Annotated in this window: 13 protein-coding genes; 4 read left to right on the top strand and 9 right to left on the bottom strand. The window is 59.9% G+C overall.

From position 1 onward, the window contains the following. Positions 1-209: 209 nt before the first annotated feature. From lplT to FO014_RS15345, 3 genes are all read right to left on the bottom strand, one after another. Positions 210-1,403 carry a lysophospholipid transporter LplT gene (gene lplT / locus FO014_RS15355; protein WP_160030159.1) on the bottom strand — a complete coding sequence of 398 codons (1,194 nt, stop codon included), beginning with the start codon at positions 1,401-1,403 and terminating at the stop codon, positions 210-212. Further along, entirely contained in the window at positions 1,400-3,556 is a 2,157-nt protein-coding gene (gene aas, locus FO014_RS15350; protein ID WP_160030158.1) for a bifunctional acyl-ACP--phospholipid O-acyltransferase/long-chain-fatty-acid--ACP ligase, read from the bottom strand. The genes lplT and aas overlap by 4 nt, the downstream gene beginning before the upstream one ends. Before the next feature lie 343 nt (positions 3,557-3,899). Next, entirely contained in the window at positions 3,900-6,158 is a 2,259-nt protein-coding gene (locus tag FO014_RS15345; RefSeq protein ID WP_160030157.1) for a molybdopterin guanine dinucleotide-containing S/N-oxide reductase, read from the bottom strand. 206 nt (positions 6,159-6,364) lie between these two features. Here FO014_RS15345 and galR point away from each other — a divergent pair, with 206 nt between their 5' ends. Next, positions 6,365-7,384: an HTH-type transcriptional regulator GalR gene (gene galR, locus FO014_RS15340; protein WP_160030156.1), complete on the top strand. Its 1,020-nt coding sequence runs from the start codon at positions 6,365-6,367 to the stop codon at positions 7,382-7,384. A 7-nt stretch (positions 7,385-7,391) separates the two neighbouring features. On the opposite strand, the gene FO014_RS15335 is transcribed toward galR, so the two are convergent. The 4 genes from FO014_RS15335 to FO014_RS15320 form a co-directional block, all read right to left on the bottom strand. Then, positions 7,392-8,165 carry an FCD domain-containing protein gene (locus FO014_RS15335; RefSeq protein ID WP_105233497.1) on the bottom strand — a complete coding sequence of 258 codons (774 nt, stop codon included), beginning with the start codon at positions 8,163-8,165 and terminating at the stop codon, positions 7,392-7,394. Between the two features lie 80 nt (positions 8,166-8,245). Continuing rightward, on the bottom strand, positions 8,246-8,563 hold the full coding sequence (locus FO014_RS15330; RefSeq protein ID WP_111736550.1) for a PTS sugar transporter subunit IIB: 318 nt from the start codon (positions 8,561-8,563) through the stop codon (positions 8,246-8,248). A 10-nt stretch (positions 8,564-8,573) separates the two neighbouring features. Further along, entirely contained in the window at positions 8,574-10,001 is a 1,428-nt protein-coding gene (locus FO014_RS15325; protein ID WP_160030155.1) for a glycoside hydrolase family 1 protein, read from the bottom strand. Between the two features lie 8 nt (positions 10,002-10,009). Further along, positions 10,010-11,332: a PTS sugar transporter subunit IIC gene (locus FO014_RS15320; RefSeq protein WP_105232349.1), complete on the bottom strand. Its 1,323-nt coding sequence runs from the start codon at positions 11,330-11,332 to the stop codon at positions 10,010-10,012. A gap of 180 nt (positions 11,333-11,512) precedes the next feature. On the opposite strand from FO014_RS15320, the gene FO014_RS15315 reads away from it, so the two are divergent. Together FO014_RS15315 and FO014_RS15310 are read left to right on the top strand one after the other, a co-directional pair. Continuing rightward, the gene (locus FO014_RS15315) at positions 11,513-11,836 is read left to right on the top strand and encodes a PTS lactose/cellobiose transporter subunit IIA (protein ID WP_105232350.1); all 324 of its coding nucleotides are present in this window, start codon (positions 11,513-11,515) and stop codon (positions 11,834-11,836) included. 84 nt (positions 11,837-11,920) lie between these two features. After that, positions 11,921-12,931: a LacI family DNA-binding transcriptional regulator gene (locus FO014_RS15310; protein ID WP_105232351.1), complete on the top strand. Its 1,011-nt coding sequence runs from the start codon at positions 11,921-11,923 to the stop codon at positions 12,929-12,931. Positions 12,932-12,949: 18 nt separating this feature from the next. On the opposite strand, the gene lysA is transcribed toward FO014_RS15310, so the two are convergent. Further along, positions 12,950-14,206, bottom strand: coding sequence for a diaminopimelate decarboxylase (gene lysA / locus FO014_RS15305; protein WP_160030154.1), 1,257 nt, complete (start codon positions 14,204-14,206; stop codon positions 12,950-12,952). 136 nt (positions 14,207-14,342) lie between these two features. On the opposite strand from lysA, the gene FO014_RS15300 reads away from it, so the two are divergent. Further along, positions 14,343-15,296, top strand: coding sequence for a LysR family transcriptional regulator (locus FO014_RS15300; RefSeq protein WP_160030153.1), 954 nt, complete (start codon positions 14,343-14,345; stop codon positions 15,294-15,296). On the opposite strand, the gene FO014_RS15295 is transcribed toward FO014_RS15300, so the two are convergent. Beyond that, entirely contained in the window at positions 15,256-16,413 is a 1,158-nt protein-coding gene (locus FO014_RS15295; RefSeq protein ID WP_160030152.1) for an MFS transporter, read from the bottom strand. The two genes, FO014_RS15300 and FO014_RS15295, sit on opposite strands and share 41 nt — an antisense overlap. Positions 16,414-16,604 lie beyond the last annotated feature (191 nt).

Here is a 16,604-nt window from a genome sequence, read left to right as displayed (position 1 = left end):
GGGGTTAGGTGCTCGTATAATCAAACACGAACCGGCAGTTTGCGGTATTTAACAACCTCAGGTTGGTGTAACGGATCGCTGACTGCATTTATGCGATCGCGTCGCCGGAGCCTGACGTTAAATAAGGCCGATTTATAACCCCTCTAAAATATTCTGGTCAACAGGTTATTGCTTCAGGGCGCGGCGTTAATGCCGTGCCCTATTTTTTATTAGCTCCGTCGCTGGGAGAACCACAGCACGCTAATCGCCAGCGCAAACACCGCACCGAAACCGAGTCCGACGCCAACCACCGGCACGCCGATTTTCACCACCAGCGAATACAGGCCCAGCATCAGCAGCATCGCGGTATTTTCTCCGAGGTTCTGCACCGCAATCGCATTGCCGGCGCCGACGGAATGTTTACCGCGTTCCTGCAACAGCGCATTCAGCGGCACCACAAAGAAACCGCCCAGCATGCCGATAACCAGCAGCAGTACATAAGCGTTGAACATGGTGGTCTGCAGCGCAAAGAACTCCACCGCGACGCCGATTAAAATACCGGCTGGCATGCAACGCTTGACCGTTTCCAACGTGACGAAGCGCGCCGCTACGCCGGCGCCGACCACGATGCCCACCGCCACCATCGCATTGAGCAGCGTCGGCGTGGCGTTATCGGCGATTCCCAGCGCCACCGGCACCCACAGCACCAACAGGAAGCGCAGCGTCACCCCGGCGCCCCAGAACAGGCTGGTGCCAATCAGCGAGAAACGCGTCTGCCCGTCGCGCCACAGGGTGACGCAGGCGGCAAAAAAGCTGCGCGTCATGGCGCGCGGGTGCCATGACTGCGCCGGCCGCGCTGCCGCCAGCAGCGGAATATACAGATTCGCCACCACCGCAGCCGCATACACCAGCGCACAGACCGCCAGCGCAATCAGGATGTGCCAGTCCGCCAGCAGCCCGCCGGCCACCGAACCTGTCAGGATCGCGGCGATGGTTGAGGCCTCCATCAATCCGTTGGCCTTGACCAGCTGTTCGCCACGGGTGATTTCGCCCAGGATTCCGTATTTGGCCGGCGAATAGGCCGCCGCGCCGATGCCTACCAGGCTGTAACCCAGAAACGGGTTAAGCCCCAGACAAATCGCCAGCGCGCCCGCCAGCTTCAGCGCATTGGCCACCATCATCACCCGTCCTTTGGCAAAGCTGTCGGCAAACTGGCCGACAAACGGCGCCAGAATGATATAGGTCGCCACAAACGCCATCTGCAGGATCGGCTGACTCCAGTCGGGATAGAGCTGCTGTTTAATCAGCGCCAGCGTGGCAAACAGTAGCGCATTGTCGCCAAACGCCGATAAAAACTGCGCGCAAATCACCGCGATCATGCCGCGTGACAGCAGTGGCGCGTTGTCGCTCAACGTTTGGCTCATGATGCATTCTCCGGCTGTTCGGCCATGTTACGCAAGGTAACATAATCCGGCTTACCGCTGCCCAGCACCGGCAACGCTTTAAGCCAGCGGATATCGCGCGGCACCGCCAGTTCCGGCGTGCCCTGCTCACGTGCAACGCGCAGCAAGGCATCGCGGGTCAGTTCGTTGTCGGTGGTGTACAACACCAGGGCTTCGCCTTTGCTGCTGTCGCTTTTCACCGTCGCAGCGTGATGGCCGTCCGGCGCCGCACGCAGCGCCAGTTGCTCGACGATCTCCAGCGAAATCATCTCACCGGCCAGTTTGGCAAAGCGCTTCACCCGGCCGCGAATGGTGCAGTACCCCTGTGCGTCCAGCGTGACGATATCGCCGGTGTCGTACCAGCCCGGCTGCAGATTACCGTTTTCGTCTTCGGCGGCCGGCGGCTCCAGCTCGCCCGGACGTTCAACGCGCAGGTAGCCCTTCATGATGTTCGGCCCGCGCAGCTGCAGGCGTCCCCCTTCCTCAATGCCGGCCACCGGCATCAGGCGCGCCTCCATCTGCGGCATAATGCGTCCGACGGTGCCCACCTTGGTCGCCAGCGGCACGTTGATCGACACCACCGGCGCACATTCGGTCACGCCGTAGCCTTCCAGAATGCGGATGCCGTATTTGTCCTGATAAATCTGTTTGGTGCTCTCCGCCAGTTTTTCCGCGCCGGCCACCACGTAACGCACGCGGGCAAAGTCATACGGATGGGCAAAGCGGGCGTAGTTGTTCAGGAAGGTCGCTGTGCCGAACAACACGGTACAGTTCAGGTCGTACACCAGCTCCGGCACCACACGATAGTGCAGCGGGCTGGGATACAGGAATACCCGGCTGCCGGTCATCAGCGGCGTCAACAGCCCGACCGTCAGGCCGAATGAATGGAACAGCGGCAATGAGGACATAAAGCGGTCGCGCGGCGTAAAGTCGGCAATGGTGCGGATCTGCTCCACGTTGGCCAGCAGGCTGGCGTGCGAGTGCACCACGCCTTTCGGATGGCCTTCCGAACCGGAGGTAAACAGCACCAGCGCGGCGTCATCGGCCTGCTGCGGCAGCATGGCGCGCTGCGGCTGCAGCAGATGGCGCAGGATCCACAGCTTATCCGCCAGCGTGACGGTATCTTTCAGATCTTCCAGATAAACCCAGTTGGCTTCCGGCACCTGTTCCGGCAAATGGGTCAGCTTGCCCTTTTCCAAAAACTGACGCGAGGTGACGATGGTTTTAATGGTTGCCGCGGTCATCGCGCTTTTCAGGCCGTTGGAACCGGCCGTGTAGTTCAGCATCGCCGGGATGCGCCGGCGCAGCGAAGCGCCAAAGATCGCCGCGGCGGTAATGGTGGCGTTCGGCAACAGCATGCCGACATGCTCGCCTTCGGCGGTAAACCGCTGCAGGATACGGCTGACGCCCAGAGATTTTTTAATCAGCGTGCGGTAGCTGTCTTCCTTAAAGGCGATATCTTCAATGCAGGGCTTACCGGCGCCGTAGCGCTTTTGCGCCGCCAGCAGCGCGCCAAACAGCGTCTGCGGCTGTCGGGTCGCCATGCGCGCCTGCAGCATTATCTGATACAGATGGTCGCCCGCCAGCACGCGGCGGTCGCGGGCGCGCGGCGCTTCCGGCATCGGCAGCAGCGTCGGCGGCAGAATGTGGAGGGTAATCTGCGGGAACGCGCGCAGTTTAAACACGCCTTTCATACGGCCGAACAGGCTGAACTCCGGCCCATCAATGCGGATCGGCACCACCGTCGCGCCGGACTTGGCGGCAATAAACGCCGCGCCGTCATAGACTTTCATCAGAGAACCGGTAACGGTTATGCGTCCTTCGGGGAAGACCACAATCGGCCGCCCCTTCTGCACTTCACGCACCAGATGTTTAACCGCCATCGGCTTGGTAGGATCGAGGAAAACGAAATCGATGTAGGGCTTCAGCCAGCGCATAAACCAGCTGTCAGACACGCTGGAATAAACGGCAAACACCGGCTTGATCGGCAAAAACAGCGCCAACAGCACGCCATCCAAAAATGAGACATGGTTGGGGGTAATCAGCAGCTTCTGCTGATTAAGATGCCGGGCATCCCCTTCAACACGCACGCGAAATAGCAGGCGAAACAGCGTGCGCATAACAGACATGAACATACGACTCTCCCTGTAGCATTCTGGCAGCGACGGCCAGATAAGCGTTAGCACGTTATCCCCCAGTCATTGGGCGGCATAACACGTTGTAAGGGAAAGGATACTATACGACCGGCAAAAAAAAACCTACGCATCTGCGTAGGTTGGTGCAATTGAAAATGGCTTCAACATACAGAGTATGTTGATTTCTCACCAATCAATACCTCTGGGACTACCTACTTTAGAGAGGTGCCGATTAAGAAACTACCGAGGAATCGCAAGAGTTATGCTTGAAATGAAACCAGCTGTAAATTTCTGGTTATCCTCATTAATAGCGCAATAAAATCTCAGCGTTCCCCGGTGCGGCCTATGGCGCGCAGACCTCCACCAGGCAGCTCATGGCGTTAGGCCCCTGCGTCAGCGGCGAGGTGCCGATATCCAGCGTCAGCACATTAGGGTTGCCGGCCTGTTCCAGTTCGTGGCGCTCTGCGCCGAAGCCCGGGTCGAACCAGGCGCCGGTCGCCATCACCACCACGCCGGGCGTCACGCCGTCCGTGATCCGCACCCCGGCCAGACAGCCGCCGCGACCATTGACTACCTTGACCAGCGCGCCGTCGGCAAGCTCGCGCTGCGCCGCATCATGCGGGTGCATCAGCAGCGTTTCGCGTCCGGCCGTTTTATTGGCCTGCGCCTGCGGCGACGGGTCCAGCTGGCTGTGCAGACGGTCGGCCGGCTGAACGGTGATCAAATGCAGCGGCCACTGCTTCGCCAACTCAGCCCCCAGCCACTCGACCGGCGGCTGCCACTGCGGATGCGGCGCAAAATCGTCATAGCGATAGCCGGCGATTTTTTCACTGAACAACTCGATTTTGCCGCTGGGCGTTCGCAGCGCGTGCGCCTGCGGATCGGTACGGAATGCGTCCAAAAACACTGTGTCCTGCTTCGGCGCCGGCAGCTTCACATGGCCCCGTTGCCAGAACTCGTCAAACTCCGGCCATGCTACGCCGGCCTGGATCTGCGCCTGTCCGCAGCGCTGATAAATATGCTCAATCCACTGCCGCTCGTTGCGATCCTCGGTAAATTGCTGACGATAGCCAAGACGATCCGCCAGATCGGCGAAAATATCAAAATCATTGCGCGCCTGATGCTGCGGCGCGATCGCCTGATGCATCGCCAGCACGTAGGGATCGCGCGCCGAGCCACCAATATCATTACGCTCCAGCGCGCTGGTCGCCGGCAGCACGATATCCGCCATTTTCGCTGCGGCGGTCCACCAGATGTCCTGCACAATCACCGTATCCGGTTTTTGCCAGCCGGCCACCAGCCGGTTCAGCTGCTGGTGATGATGGAACGGGTTGCCGCCGGCCCAGTGCACCAGGTGGATATCCGGGTACTCCCGGGTTTCACCGCAAAACGAATAGGATTCGCCCGGCTGCAACAGCATGTCGCAAATACGCGCCACCGGAATCGCCAGCCCGGCCGGATTATCGCCGACCGGCAGGCTGGGGGCCGGCGTGTTCAGCCGCGGGTTGCCCATGCCGTTCATCGCGCCATAGCCGAAGGAGAAGCCGCCGCCCGGCAGACCAATTTGCCCCAGCATCGCCGACAGGGCGATCATCATCCAGTAAGGCTGCTCGCCGCGGTGGGCGCGCTGTACCGAATAGGAGCAGGTGAGGAAGCTGCGGGCACCGCTGAGCTGCTGCGCCAGACGCACAATCCGCGCGGCCGGAATGCCGGTGATCGCGCTGGCCCACTGCGGCGTTTTGGCGACGCCGTCGCTCACGCCGCACAGATAATCCGCCAGCTGAGGGTAACCCACGCAGTGGCTGGACAGAAAATCGTTGTCCAATGCGCCGTTACGCTGAATCTCATAGCCTAACGCCAGCATCAGCGCCACGTCGGTATTAGGGCGGATCGGGATCCATTCGGCATTGATAAAGGCCGGAGTGTCGTCGCGCGTCGGGCTGATACTGACGATCGGCGTACCCTTGGCCGCCAGCTTCTCCAGCCATGACTTCAACGAGTGTTCCGCCGCGCCGCCGAAGGAGGCCTGGGAATTTTTCAGCGCCAGACCGCCGAACGCCAGGAAGAGTTCGCAGTGCTCCACCACGTTCGGCCAGCTGGTCGCCTGCCCGGTCAGCGGCGCAAAGTTGCCGATCACATACGGCAGAAAGAACTGTGCCGCCCCCCAGCTGTAGTTGCCCATCTGGTCAACACCGCCGCCGCCGGCGAAGTAAAAGCGACGCAGCTGCGAGCTGGCGTGATGCAGCCGCCCGGCGGAGGACCAGCCGTAGGAGCCGCAGAACAGGCCCGACGCGCCGTAGCGATCGCGCACCCGGCGGTTCTCTTCCGCCACCAGATCGAGCGCTACGTCCCAGTCGACCTCGACGAAGTCCTCGCGCCCGCGCAGCGTGCGGTCGCTGCCCTCACGCTTTTGCAGCCATGAACGCCGCACCGCCGGCTTGCGGATGCGCGTCGGCGAATAGGTCATCGGAACAATGGAGTCCAGCATCGGCGAAGGGTGCGGATCGTTGGCGAAAGGTTCGCAGCGAATCAGCCGCCCGTCTTCCACCACGGCGGTATACGCCCCCCAGTGTGCAAGTTGCGGATAACGTTTAATCGGCATGATGTACTCAGGTAACAAATGATGGTCCTAAAATAACACCGCCGCCGCGCTGCGCCCAAGAACAAATCACGCCTTCCCCGGCGGCAGGGAAAAGGCAAATAACTGCCAGTGAAACCACAGACACGCGGGCAATAACTTGCAGCCCGCGCTGTTTTCCGTAAGACTGAGGAATGTAAGCGATTACCCTAGGATAAGTTGAAGCAAATATGGCTACGATAAAGGATGTTGCCAGGCTGGCGGGTGTTTCCGTAGCCACGGTGTCTCGCGTAATAAACCATTCCCCCAAAGCCAGCGAAACCTCGCGTAACGCGGTGCTGGCCGCCATGGAACAGCTGCAGTATCACCCGAACGCCAACGCCCGCGCGCTGGCGCAGCAGTCTACCGAAACCCTCGGTCTGGTGGTGGCCGACGTCTCGGACCCGTTCTTCGGCACCATGGTGAAAGCCGTCGAGCAGGTGGCGTATGCCACGCATAATTTCCTGCTGATTGGCAACGGTTACCATGAGGCGGAAAAAGAGCGTCAGGCGATCGAACAGCTGGTGCGTCACCGCTGCGCTGCGCTGGTGGTGCATGCCAAAAAGCTGACCGATGATGAGCTGAGCGGCTGGATGCGGCAGATCCCCGGCATGGTGTTGATCAACCGTACGCTGCCGGGATTTGAGCAGCGCTGCGTCGCGCTGGACGATCGCTACGGCGCCTGGCTGGCCACGCGCCATCTGATTCAGCAGGGCCATCAGCGCATCGCCATTATCTGCTCCACCCACCAGATTTCCGACGCCGCCGACCGTCTGCAAGGCTATCTGGACGCGCTGCAGGAACACGGCATTGCGGTGGATGAGAAGCTGATCGCCTATGGCGAACCGGATGAGATCGGCGGCGAGCAGGCAATGACCGACCTGCTCGGCCGCGGCAAAAAATTCACCGCCGTTACCTGTTATAACGACCCGGTCGCCGCCGGCGCGCTGTCGGTGCTGAGCGATAACAGCATCGACGTGCCGGGCCAGATGTCGCTGATCGGCTTTGATGACGTGCTGATTTCACGCTATCTGCGCCCCAGACTGACCACCATCCACTATCCGGTGGTCGCCATGGCGACGCAGGCGGCGGAACTGGCGCTGGCGCTGGCCAACAACCAGCCACTGCCGGAAATCACCAATATGTTCAGCCCGACGCTGGTGCGACGCCACTCCGTCGCCAGCCTGGGCAAGGCGTCAGAGACGCGCTAAGCGCGTATTACACCAGCTTGCCCTGAAAGATCGGCACCGACTCAAACAGGTAACCGTCAAATTCCGGCGCATCGACGTCGGAAAGCTCCATCAGCGTGCCCTTGATGTTTTCCATATGCTGCCACATCGCCTGATACGACCCCATCACGTCGCGGCGGCGCAGCGCGGCCAAAATGTTCTGGTGGTCCGCCAGCCATTTCAGCCGGTAGCCTTTGGTGGCGATGCGGCTGTGCAGCTGTTGCCACAGCGGGCTGGCCTCCCGCCGTTGCCAGATGCTTTTTACCGTGTCCAACAGCATCTGGTTCTGTGTGGCGCCGGCAATCAGCAAATGGAACATTTTGTCGTTGTCGCCGCTTTCATCATTGGCAACGATGGCGCGCTGTTCCTGCTCCAGCGTGCGGCGCAGATTTTCGATATCCGTTTTGGTAGCCATTTTGGCGGCAAAGGCGGCGATATTGCTTTCCAGCAGCTGACGCGCCTGCAGCATTTCAAACGGCCCGACTTCGCCGTGCAGGATAGGATCCTCTTCCTCCGCGTTTTCATTGGGAATGCGTATGACATAAACGCCGGAGCTCTGGCGGATATCCACCGTTCCTTCCAACTCCAGCATTAACAGCGCTTCACGCACGATAGTACGGCTGACGCCGTAGGTTTCGGCAATATTGCGCTCCGGGGGCAGGCGCGTGCCAATGGCGAAATGGCCCTGCTGAATTTTCTGCCGCAGGTCCCGGCCAATTTCCTGATACTGCTTTTTTTCCTGCGGAATCACGACTTTATCCACCGTTTCACCCTGAAAAACGTCTGTCCATGCCATACCCCGCCGGCGGCGAGGTATCTGGCCTGTGTAGGTTCACAATCAGATTAGTCTACCAAACCCAGCGCCTGATCGAGTACTTTTGCGCCGTTTAACGTGCCATACGCCACAGAATCGATCACCGCAATTGGGATCTGATACGCGTCGGTAAGCTTTTTATTTTCTGTCAGCTTGAAGCGCACCTGCGGGCCAAGCAGCACCGCAAGAATATCGCCGCCGTAACTTTGCAGCTCATCACGCAGGTTCTGCTCGGGAATGGCGTAAATCTTCAGCTCCAGCCCGCGCGTCTGCGCCTCTTTTTCCATCTTGGTCACCACCAGCGAGGTGGACATGCCCGCCGAGCAGGCCAGTACGATACGTTTCATCGGTCACTCCTTATCGGTTTTCATCATCGAGGGTGAAGCTCAGACGGCGGCTCTCGCTCAGCGCGCGGAACCAGTGCGCCGACTTTTTCTGCCGCCGGTTGCGCTGGTTGTCCAAATCTATTTCTATCAGGCCATAACGATTTTTAAAGGCGTTCATCGGCGATACGTTGTCCGTGAAGGCCCACAGCATATAGCCCTGGCAGTTGGCTCCCTCTTCGCGCGCCTTCAGCGCCCAGTAAATATGCTCGCGGATAAATTCAATGCGGTAATCGTCCTGAATTTCCCCCTCGGCATTTTTGAAGCGTTCTTCCTGCTCAATGCCCATGCCGTTTTCCGAGATAAACCACGGAATGTTGCCGTACTCATCGCGCAGGCGCAGCGCCATGTCGTACACGATGCGCGGATAGATCTCCCAGCCGCGCGAACGGTTCATCCGCCGCCCCGGCAACTCAAAGTGCTCGTAATACATCGCCGGATGAAACGGCGTGGTGCTGCACCATGCGCGACTCGGCGCCTTGACCCGGTGCGGGTAGTAGAGATTGATACCCACCTCGTCCACGGTGTTATCGCGGATCGTCGCCATCTCCTCCGCCGTCCAGTCAACGCTGACGTCGTGCTGCTGCAGCAGGGTCAGCAGTTCCGCCGGATATTCGCCTTTAATCGCCGGGTCGAGGAACACCCGGTTGTAGAACAGATCGTACAGCTCGGCGGCACGCTGGTCGTGCGGCGCGCCGGAGCGGGCGTAGGTGACCTCCGGGTTAAGGATCACGCCGATGCTGCCGGCACAGCCCATCTGGCGGAAGCATTGCACCACTTTGGCGGTCGCCAGATTCTTATGGTGGTTCCACTGCATCCACGTGTTGGTGTTCTGCTCATACGGCCAGCGGATCGCATCCAGATAGACCCGCGTCTGCACCACCACCGGCTCGTTAAAGGTAAACCAGCGTGTGACTTTGCCGCCGAAGCGCTCAAACACCCGCCGGGCGTACAGCACGAACAGCTCCACCACCCGTTTGGAGCGCCAGCCGTCATATTTTTCCAGCAGGTAGCCCGGCAGCTCATAGTGCTCCAGACACAGCATCGGCTCGATGCCCTGCAGCTTCATCTCATCGAGCAGCGCGTCGATATAGCCCGCGTACTCTTCATCCACCACGCCCTGCTCATAGTCGGTCAGAAAGCGCGACCAGTTGATGGAGGTGCGATAGTGGCCGACGCCGCTCTGCTTCATCAGCGCCACGTCTTCGCGGTAGCGGTTGATAAAGTCCGTCGCCACCGCCGGGCCGTAGCCGTTATGCCAGACGTGACGGTCATGCTGGTACCACAGATCGAGATAGGAATCCTGCCCCTGTTTTTTGCCGCTCCAGCCCTCGGTCTGCCAGGCGGAAGCCGCCGCGCCGAGAATAAAATCCTGGGGAATCTCCATTGAAACCTGACTCATTGCTCACCTCATGCGTTCTGAATAACGGGTTGCTCCGCCTGTTCCGCGCGGCGGGCGGCGACTTTGACAAACGGCAGATAGATAATCGTGGCGACCACGATGCAGATCAGCTGGGTTACCACCGCGCCCATAGAACCGGCGGTAGACAGCCAGGCGTTGATGATCGGCGGCGTGGTCCACGGCACCATCACCACCGCCTTGCCGGCAAAGCCGATGCTGGTGGCAAAATAGCCGATAGTGCCGGTGATCAACGGCGTGATAATGAAGGGGATCGCCAGGATCGGGTTCAGCATGATCGGCATGCCGAAGATCACCGGTTCATTGATATTGAAAAAGCTCGGTCCCAACGACAGCTTGCTGATTTCACGCATCTCTTTGCGCCGGGTAGCGATCATCACCGCAAACAGCAGGCCCAGCGTAATGCCGGAACCGCCGATACTCATATAGACGTCCCAGAACGGCATGGTGATGATATTCGGGATCTCTTTCCCCTGTTCGAAGGCGGTCATATTGACCATGATGGCGCCCAGCAACAGCGGCTCGCGGATCGGTTTCACCATCTGATTGCCGTGGATGCCGATCACCCAAAACAGCTGGGCGACAAACATCAGGATCAGGATCCCCGGCAGGCTCTGCACCACCGTCTCCAGCGGCCGCTGCACCACCTGATAGACGGCGTCATACAGATAAATGCCGCTGACGCGGTGGAAGACAAAGCCCAGCGTGGCGATCGCCACTACGGTGATGATCGCCGGGATCAGCGCCGAGAATGAGGCGGAGACGTTGGGCGGCACGCTTTCCGGCATCTTGATCTTCAGGCGATCGAGCGTTTCCAGTTTGGAATAGATCTCCACGGATAAAATGGCGATAAACATACCGAGGAACAGACTGCGGGTATCGGAGAACTGCTTGGCCAGCACGTCTTTCACCATCTGCATCTGGTCATTCACCATCAGCTCGACGTTAGTCGGCGTGACGGCGATAAAGCAGATCACCGCCAGTAGCCCCGGAAACAGCGATCGCGAGCCGTTGATCTTGCCCAGTTCTATGCCAATCAGAAACACCGCGCCGATATTGAGGAAACTCAGCGTGGCGTAGTTGATGCTGCTCATGATCGGTTTCAGATCCGCCAGGAATGAGAACATGGCGAAGCTCGCCAGACCATTCTTGGGATCCATCACCATATTCGAGATCAGCACCGAAAAAGCGCCGACGATAATTACCGGCATCAGCGTAATAAACGATGCCTTGATAGCCATTATATATCTGTAACTGTTGAATTTATTGGCAAAGGCTCCCAGAGAGTCTATAAGCCGGTCCCGAAATGACATGACACGCCCCTATTGTGTTGTGCTTGATCAGATGACCGATTCGCGTACCGCGTCTCTCGCGATTTGGCATACCAAAAAATAGGTTAACTGGATTATTTTTCTGTGACCGCACTCTCACAAGTCAATATTGGAATTCCAATATGATGAAAAAACCAATTTTGGCATACCGGTGGACATAGAATGAGCATAGATCTGGAGCAGACGGTAATGGAATTATTGATCAATGCGGGTGAAGCGCGATCTCACGCCATGACGGCAATTCAGGCGGCCCGTCAGCGGCAGTGGCAGCAGGCGGAGGAGGCGCTGGCGGCATCACAAGCTGCCTCCCGCGCGGCGCACGCCGTACAGACGCAATTGATCGGCCTGGATGAAGGCGCGGGCAAGATCCCGGTGAATCTGATCATGGTGCACGCACAGGATCATTTGATGACCGCCATGCTGTGCCACGATCTGGCGCAGGAGATCGTGCTGCTGCGTCAGGAAGTGTTCGCCAATCCGGCATGATGTCGCGCGCTGCCCTTGGGCTGCCGCTATGCTAGACTGCCAGCATTTCCACAGCGGACGTTTGCAGACAGAGGTTAGCCGGTCATGATCACCATGTTGGATGTATCCATTCGCGCGGGCGTGTCGAAAGCCACGGTATCGCGCGTGTTAAATGGCACCGGACAGGTGAAAAAGAGCACGCGGGATGCGGTGTTCAAAGCGATGGATGAGTTGGGCTATCGGCCGAACTTTCTCGCCCAGTCGCTGGCTAACAAAAGTTCCAACAGCATCGGCCTGGTGGTGTCCAATTTCGACGGCCCCTATTTCGGCCGGCTGCTGCGTCAGGCCGCCAAACTGATCGAAGCCAGCGGCAAACATTTGGTGGTGACCGACGGACACGATACGCCGGAGGATGAGCTGCAGGCGGTGCAACTGCTGGCCGACCGCCGCTGCGACGCCATTATTCTCTACACCCGTTTTACCGATGAAGCGGCGCTGATGGCGCTGTTTGAGCGCCTGCCGGTGCCGGTGATGGTGATCAACCGCGATCTGCCTCTGGCGCGCGAGCGCTGCGTGTTCTTCGAACAGCAGCAGGCGGCGTTCGATGCGGTTACCTATCTGATTGCGCAGGGACACCGGGAAATAGCCTGTATTACCGGCCCGATCGCCACGCCGACCGCTCAGGCGCGGCTGGCGGGTTATCGGCAGGCGCTGGAGCACCATCAGATTGCTTTTGACGCGGCGCGGGTGGCGCACGGCGACAGCAGCGTACCCAGCGGGTATCACGGCTGCCAAACGCTGCTGAATGCCCGCGTCGATTTCAGCGCGCTGTTCGCCAGCAATGACGACATGGCGATCGGCGCCATGAAGGCGCTGTGCCAGGCCGGCAAACGTCTGCCGCAGGACGTATCTATTTTTGGTTTCGATGACGAACCTAGCGCCGCCTATCTGCAGCCGGCGCTCTCTACCGTCTATCTGCCGATCGATATGATGATTGAAGCCGCTATCGCCCAGGCGTTCCGGCTGCTTAACGGCGAAGAGGTACAACCTTTGACGCCGTTTACCGGCGAACTGAGGCTGCGTGAGTCGGTGGCGCCCGGTCCCTATGCCGGCTAGCGGGCGCCCGCGCCTGCGTTATACCTGTTCCAGCGCGATCAGCTCTTCAATGGTCTGCCGGCGACGAATCAGCCGCGCCTCACCCCGATCAAACAGGACCTCCGGCAGCAGCGGCCGGCTGTTGTAGTTGGAGGACATGGAGGAACCGTAAGCGCCGGTGTCGTGGAACACCAGATAGTCGCCCACCTGCACCGGCGGCAATGCCCGGGTTTCCACCCCGCCGCCCACCTGCTGGGTAAACACATCGCCGGATTCGCACAGCGGCCCGGCAATCACCGTATCGCGCAGCGGTTGAGCATCGGTAGCGCGTCCGTCGGCAGGCAGCAGCGAAATATGGTGATAGCTGCCGTACATTGCCGGGCGCATCAGGTCGTTAAAACCGGCGTCGACCAACACAAAGTGACGGCTGCCCATATCTTTCACCGCGCGCACTTCCGCTACCAGCACGCCCGCCTCGGCCATCAGGAAGCGCCCCGGCTCGATCTCCAGTTTGACCGGGTGCCCCAGGTGGGCGGCAATGCGCTCGCGCGCGCTGTTCCACAGGCCAAAATAGTGTTCGGTATCGATCGCCTCTTCGCCGGCCTGATACGGAATCGACAGGCCGCCGCCGGCGGAAATCGCCCCAATATCCATCCCCAGCGCAATCACCTGCTGCACCATGGCGTCGCATACACGCTCCAGATGCTGATAATCCACGCCTGAGCCAATATGCATATGTACGCCCAGCAGCTTCAGGCCATGGCGTTGAATCACTTCCACCGCCTGCGGCAAATCGGCATACCAAATGCCGTGCTTGCTGTTTTCACCGCCGGTATTGGTTTTCTGGCTGTGCCCATGACCAAAGCCCGGGTTGATGCGCAGCCACACCGGATGCCCGTCACCGTGCTGCCCCAACTGCTCCAGCATATCGATAGAACCGGCATTTACCGGAACTTTCAGCTCGCAGACGCGCGCCAGCGTCGCCTGATCCAGCACGTCGGCAGTAAAGACAATCTCTTCACCACCCGGCTGATAGCCGGCATGCAGCGCACGCTCAATTTCTCCCAGCGATACGGAATCCACCCGGACGCCCTGCTCGCGCATCAGGCGCAGAATATGAATATTCGAACAGGCCTTCTGGGCGAAGCGGATCACGTCAAAGTGACGCAGCTGTGCGATACGTTCACGGACGATCTGCGCATCGTAGGCCCAAACCGGGCAGCCGAAGCGGGCCGGCAGCGTGAGTAAATTGGCGGCGTTCAATGCGGTTGAGGTGTCATGTAAAGCACGTGGCATGGCGGCAATTCCCAAATAATGATGCATTCTGTTAACGCCATTGTGCCGAAGGCCGGGGCGGGAGAAAAATATCTATTTAGCGTAAGTCTATTCATTTATGATATGGCTTTATGTCTCAGCCCGCGCCGGAGAAGCCATGTCCGCCATTAGTCTGCGCCAGATTGAAATCTTCCATGCGGTGATGACCACCGGCAACCTCACCGAAGCGGCCGCGCTGCTGCATACCTCACAGCCCACCGTCAGCCGTGAGCTGGCGCGCTTTGAAAAGCAGGTACAGCTGCGGCTGTTTGATCGGATCAGGGGTCGCCTGGTGGCGACCGTGGAGGGATTACGGCTGTTTGAAGAGGTGCAGCGCTCCTATTACGGCCTGGAACGCATTAAGACCGCGGCGGACGGCATTCGCCAGTTTCACCAGGCGCAGCTTTCCATCGCCTGTCTGCCGGTATTTTCACAGTCGCTGTTGCCGGCGGTATGCAGACCGTTTCTCGATCGCTACCCGGAAGTCAGCTTCAGCGTGGTGCCGCAGGAGTCGCCGCTGCTGGAAGAGTGGCTGTCGGCGCAGCGCCACGATCTGGGGCTGACCGAGAATACGCTGACGCCGGCCGGCACGGAGCGCATTCCGCTGATGACGCTGAATGAGGTCTGCGTGCTGCCGAGCGGGCATCCGCTGCTGGCCAATGACCAACTCACGCCGCAGGACTTCGGCGGCGAGAATTTTATCAGCCTGTCGAATACCGACAGTTACCGGCAGCTGCTGGACGCGCTGTTCAGCGAGCAGCAGGTTAACCGACGCATGGTGATGGAGACCCACAGCGCGGCTTCGGTCTGCGCCATGGTGCAGGCCGGCATCGGCCTCTCCATCGTCAACCCGCTGACCGCGCTGGACTATGCCGCCGCCGGCGGCGTGGAACTGCGGCCGTTCAGCATCGAGGTGCCGTTCACCGTCAGCCTGATCCGGCCGCTGCACCGCCCTTCTTCCACGCTGGTCAGTGCTTTTATCGATCATTTACACCAACAGGCGGCGTCTTTCCCCGCCCGTCTGGCGGCGCTTACTGCCCGGCCGCCCGGCGACGCACCCGGCCAAAGGTAATCAGGCACAGCAGCAACCCCGCCAGCGCCATCGCCGCAGCCGCCAGCGGCACCGCCGTCAGCCCCAGCCCCCGGGCAATCACCAGGCCGCCCAGCCAGGCGCCCAGCGCATTGCCCAAGTTAAAGGCGGCGATATTCAGGGTCGAGATCAGGTTCGGCGCTTTCTTGCCGTAGGTCACCACGTTGATCTGCAGCGCCGGCACCGCAGCGAACGAGGCTGCAGCCCACAGAAACAGCGTAATCTCCGCCGGGATCAGCGCGCCGCTGGTCCAGCTGAATAATGCGGCAAACAGCGCAATCGACAGAAAAATCCCCGCCAGCGTCACGCCCAGACGCCAGTCCGCCAACCGGCCGCCCAGAATATTACCCAGCGTCAGGCCGACGCCCATCAGCAGCAGGGTCCAACTGACGCCCTGCGGCGAAACGCCGGTCACCTCGGTCAGCAACGGTGCGATATAGGTGAACAGCGTAAACATTGAGGCGGCGAAGACCACCGTCATCGACAGCGACAGCCAGACGCCGGCGCCGCGTAACGCCGCCAGCTCTTTTTTCAGCTCGGTCGGCGCCTCATCGTTGACCGTCGGCAATTTACTGTACAGCGCCAGCAGCGCCGCAACGCCAATCAGCGCCACCGCCCAGAAGGTGGAGCGCCATCCCAGCGCCTGCCCCAGCGCGGTGCCCAGCGGCACGCCCAGCACGTTAGCCAGCGTCAGGCCGGTAAACATCAGCGCCACCGCGGAAGCCCGGCGATTAGGGGCCACCAGATTGGCGGCCACCACTGCGCCAATGCCGAAGAAAGCGCCGTGACACAGGGCGGTGATAATACGCGCCAGCATCAGGAAGCCGTAGCTATAGCCCAATGCGCACATCACGTTGCCGACAATAAAAATCGCCATCAGCAACAACAGCGTTTTTTTACGCGGCAGGCGCGCGGTCAGCAGCGCCATAATCGGCGCGCCGATCGCCACGCCGAGGGCATAGCCGCTGATTAACCATCCCGCTGCGGGGATAGAGACCTGCAGATCGCCCGCCACGTCGGGCAGCAGCCCCATAATGACAAACTCGGTAGTGCCGATGGCGAATGCACTGAGTGCCAGCGCCAACAGAGAAACAGGCATGTATTACGCTCCCAATCTTAAAGCGTCCCGGCGTCTAGCGCCGCGGACCAGAGACAAACAACAACAAACGCGGGCCGACCGGAATGGCCGCCCGTAATAAGGGTGATAGAGGTGTGAAATCGGGCTAAATAAAGGATATAACCTTATAATTATTAAGAATAAATAGCCATTTACACGTGATAGAAATAACA

This window comes from Serratia rhizosphaerae, from assembly GCF_009817885.1.
GTDB classification, from domain to species: domain Bacteria; phylum Pseudomonadota; class Gammaproteobacteria; order Enterobacterales; family Enterobacteriaceae; genus Serratia_B; species Serratia_B rhizosphaerae.
The sequence above is the reverse complement of the archived record's forward strand: the minus strand, read 5'-3'. Positions and strand labels throughout refer to the sequence as shown.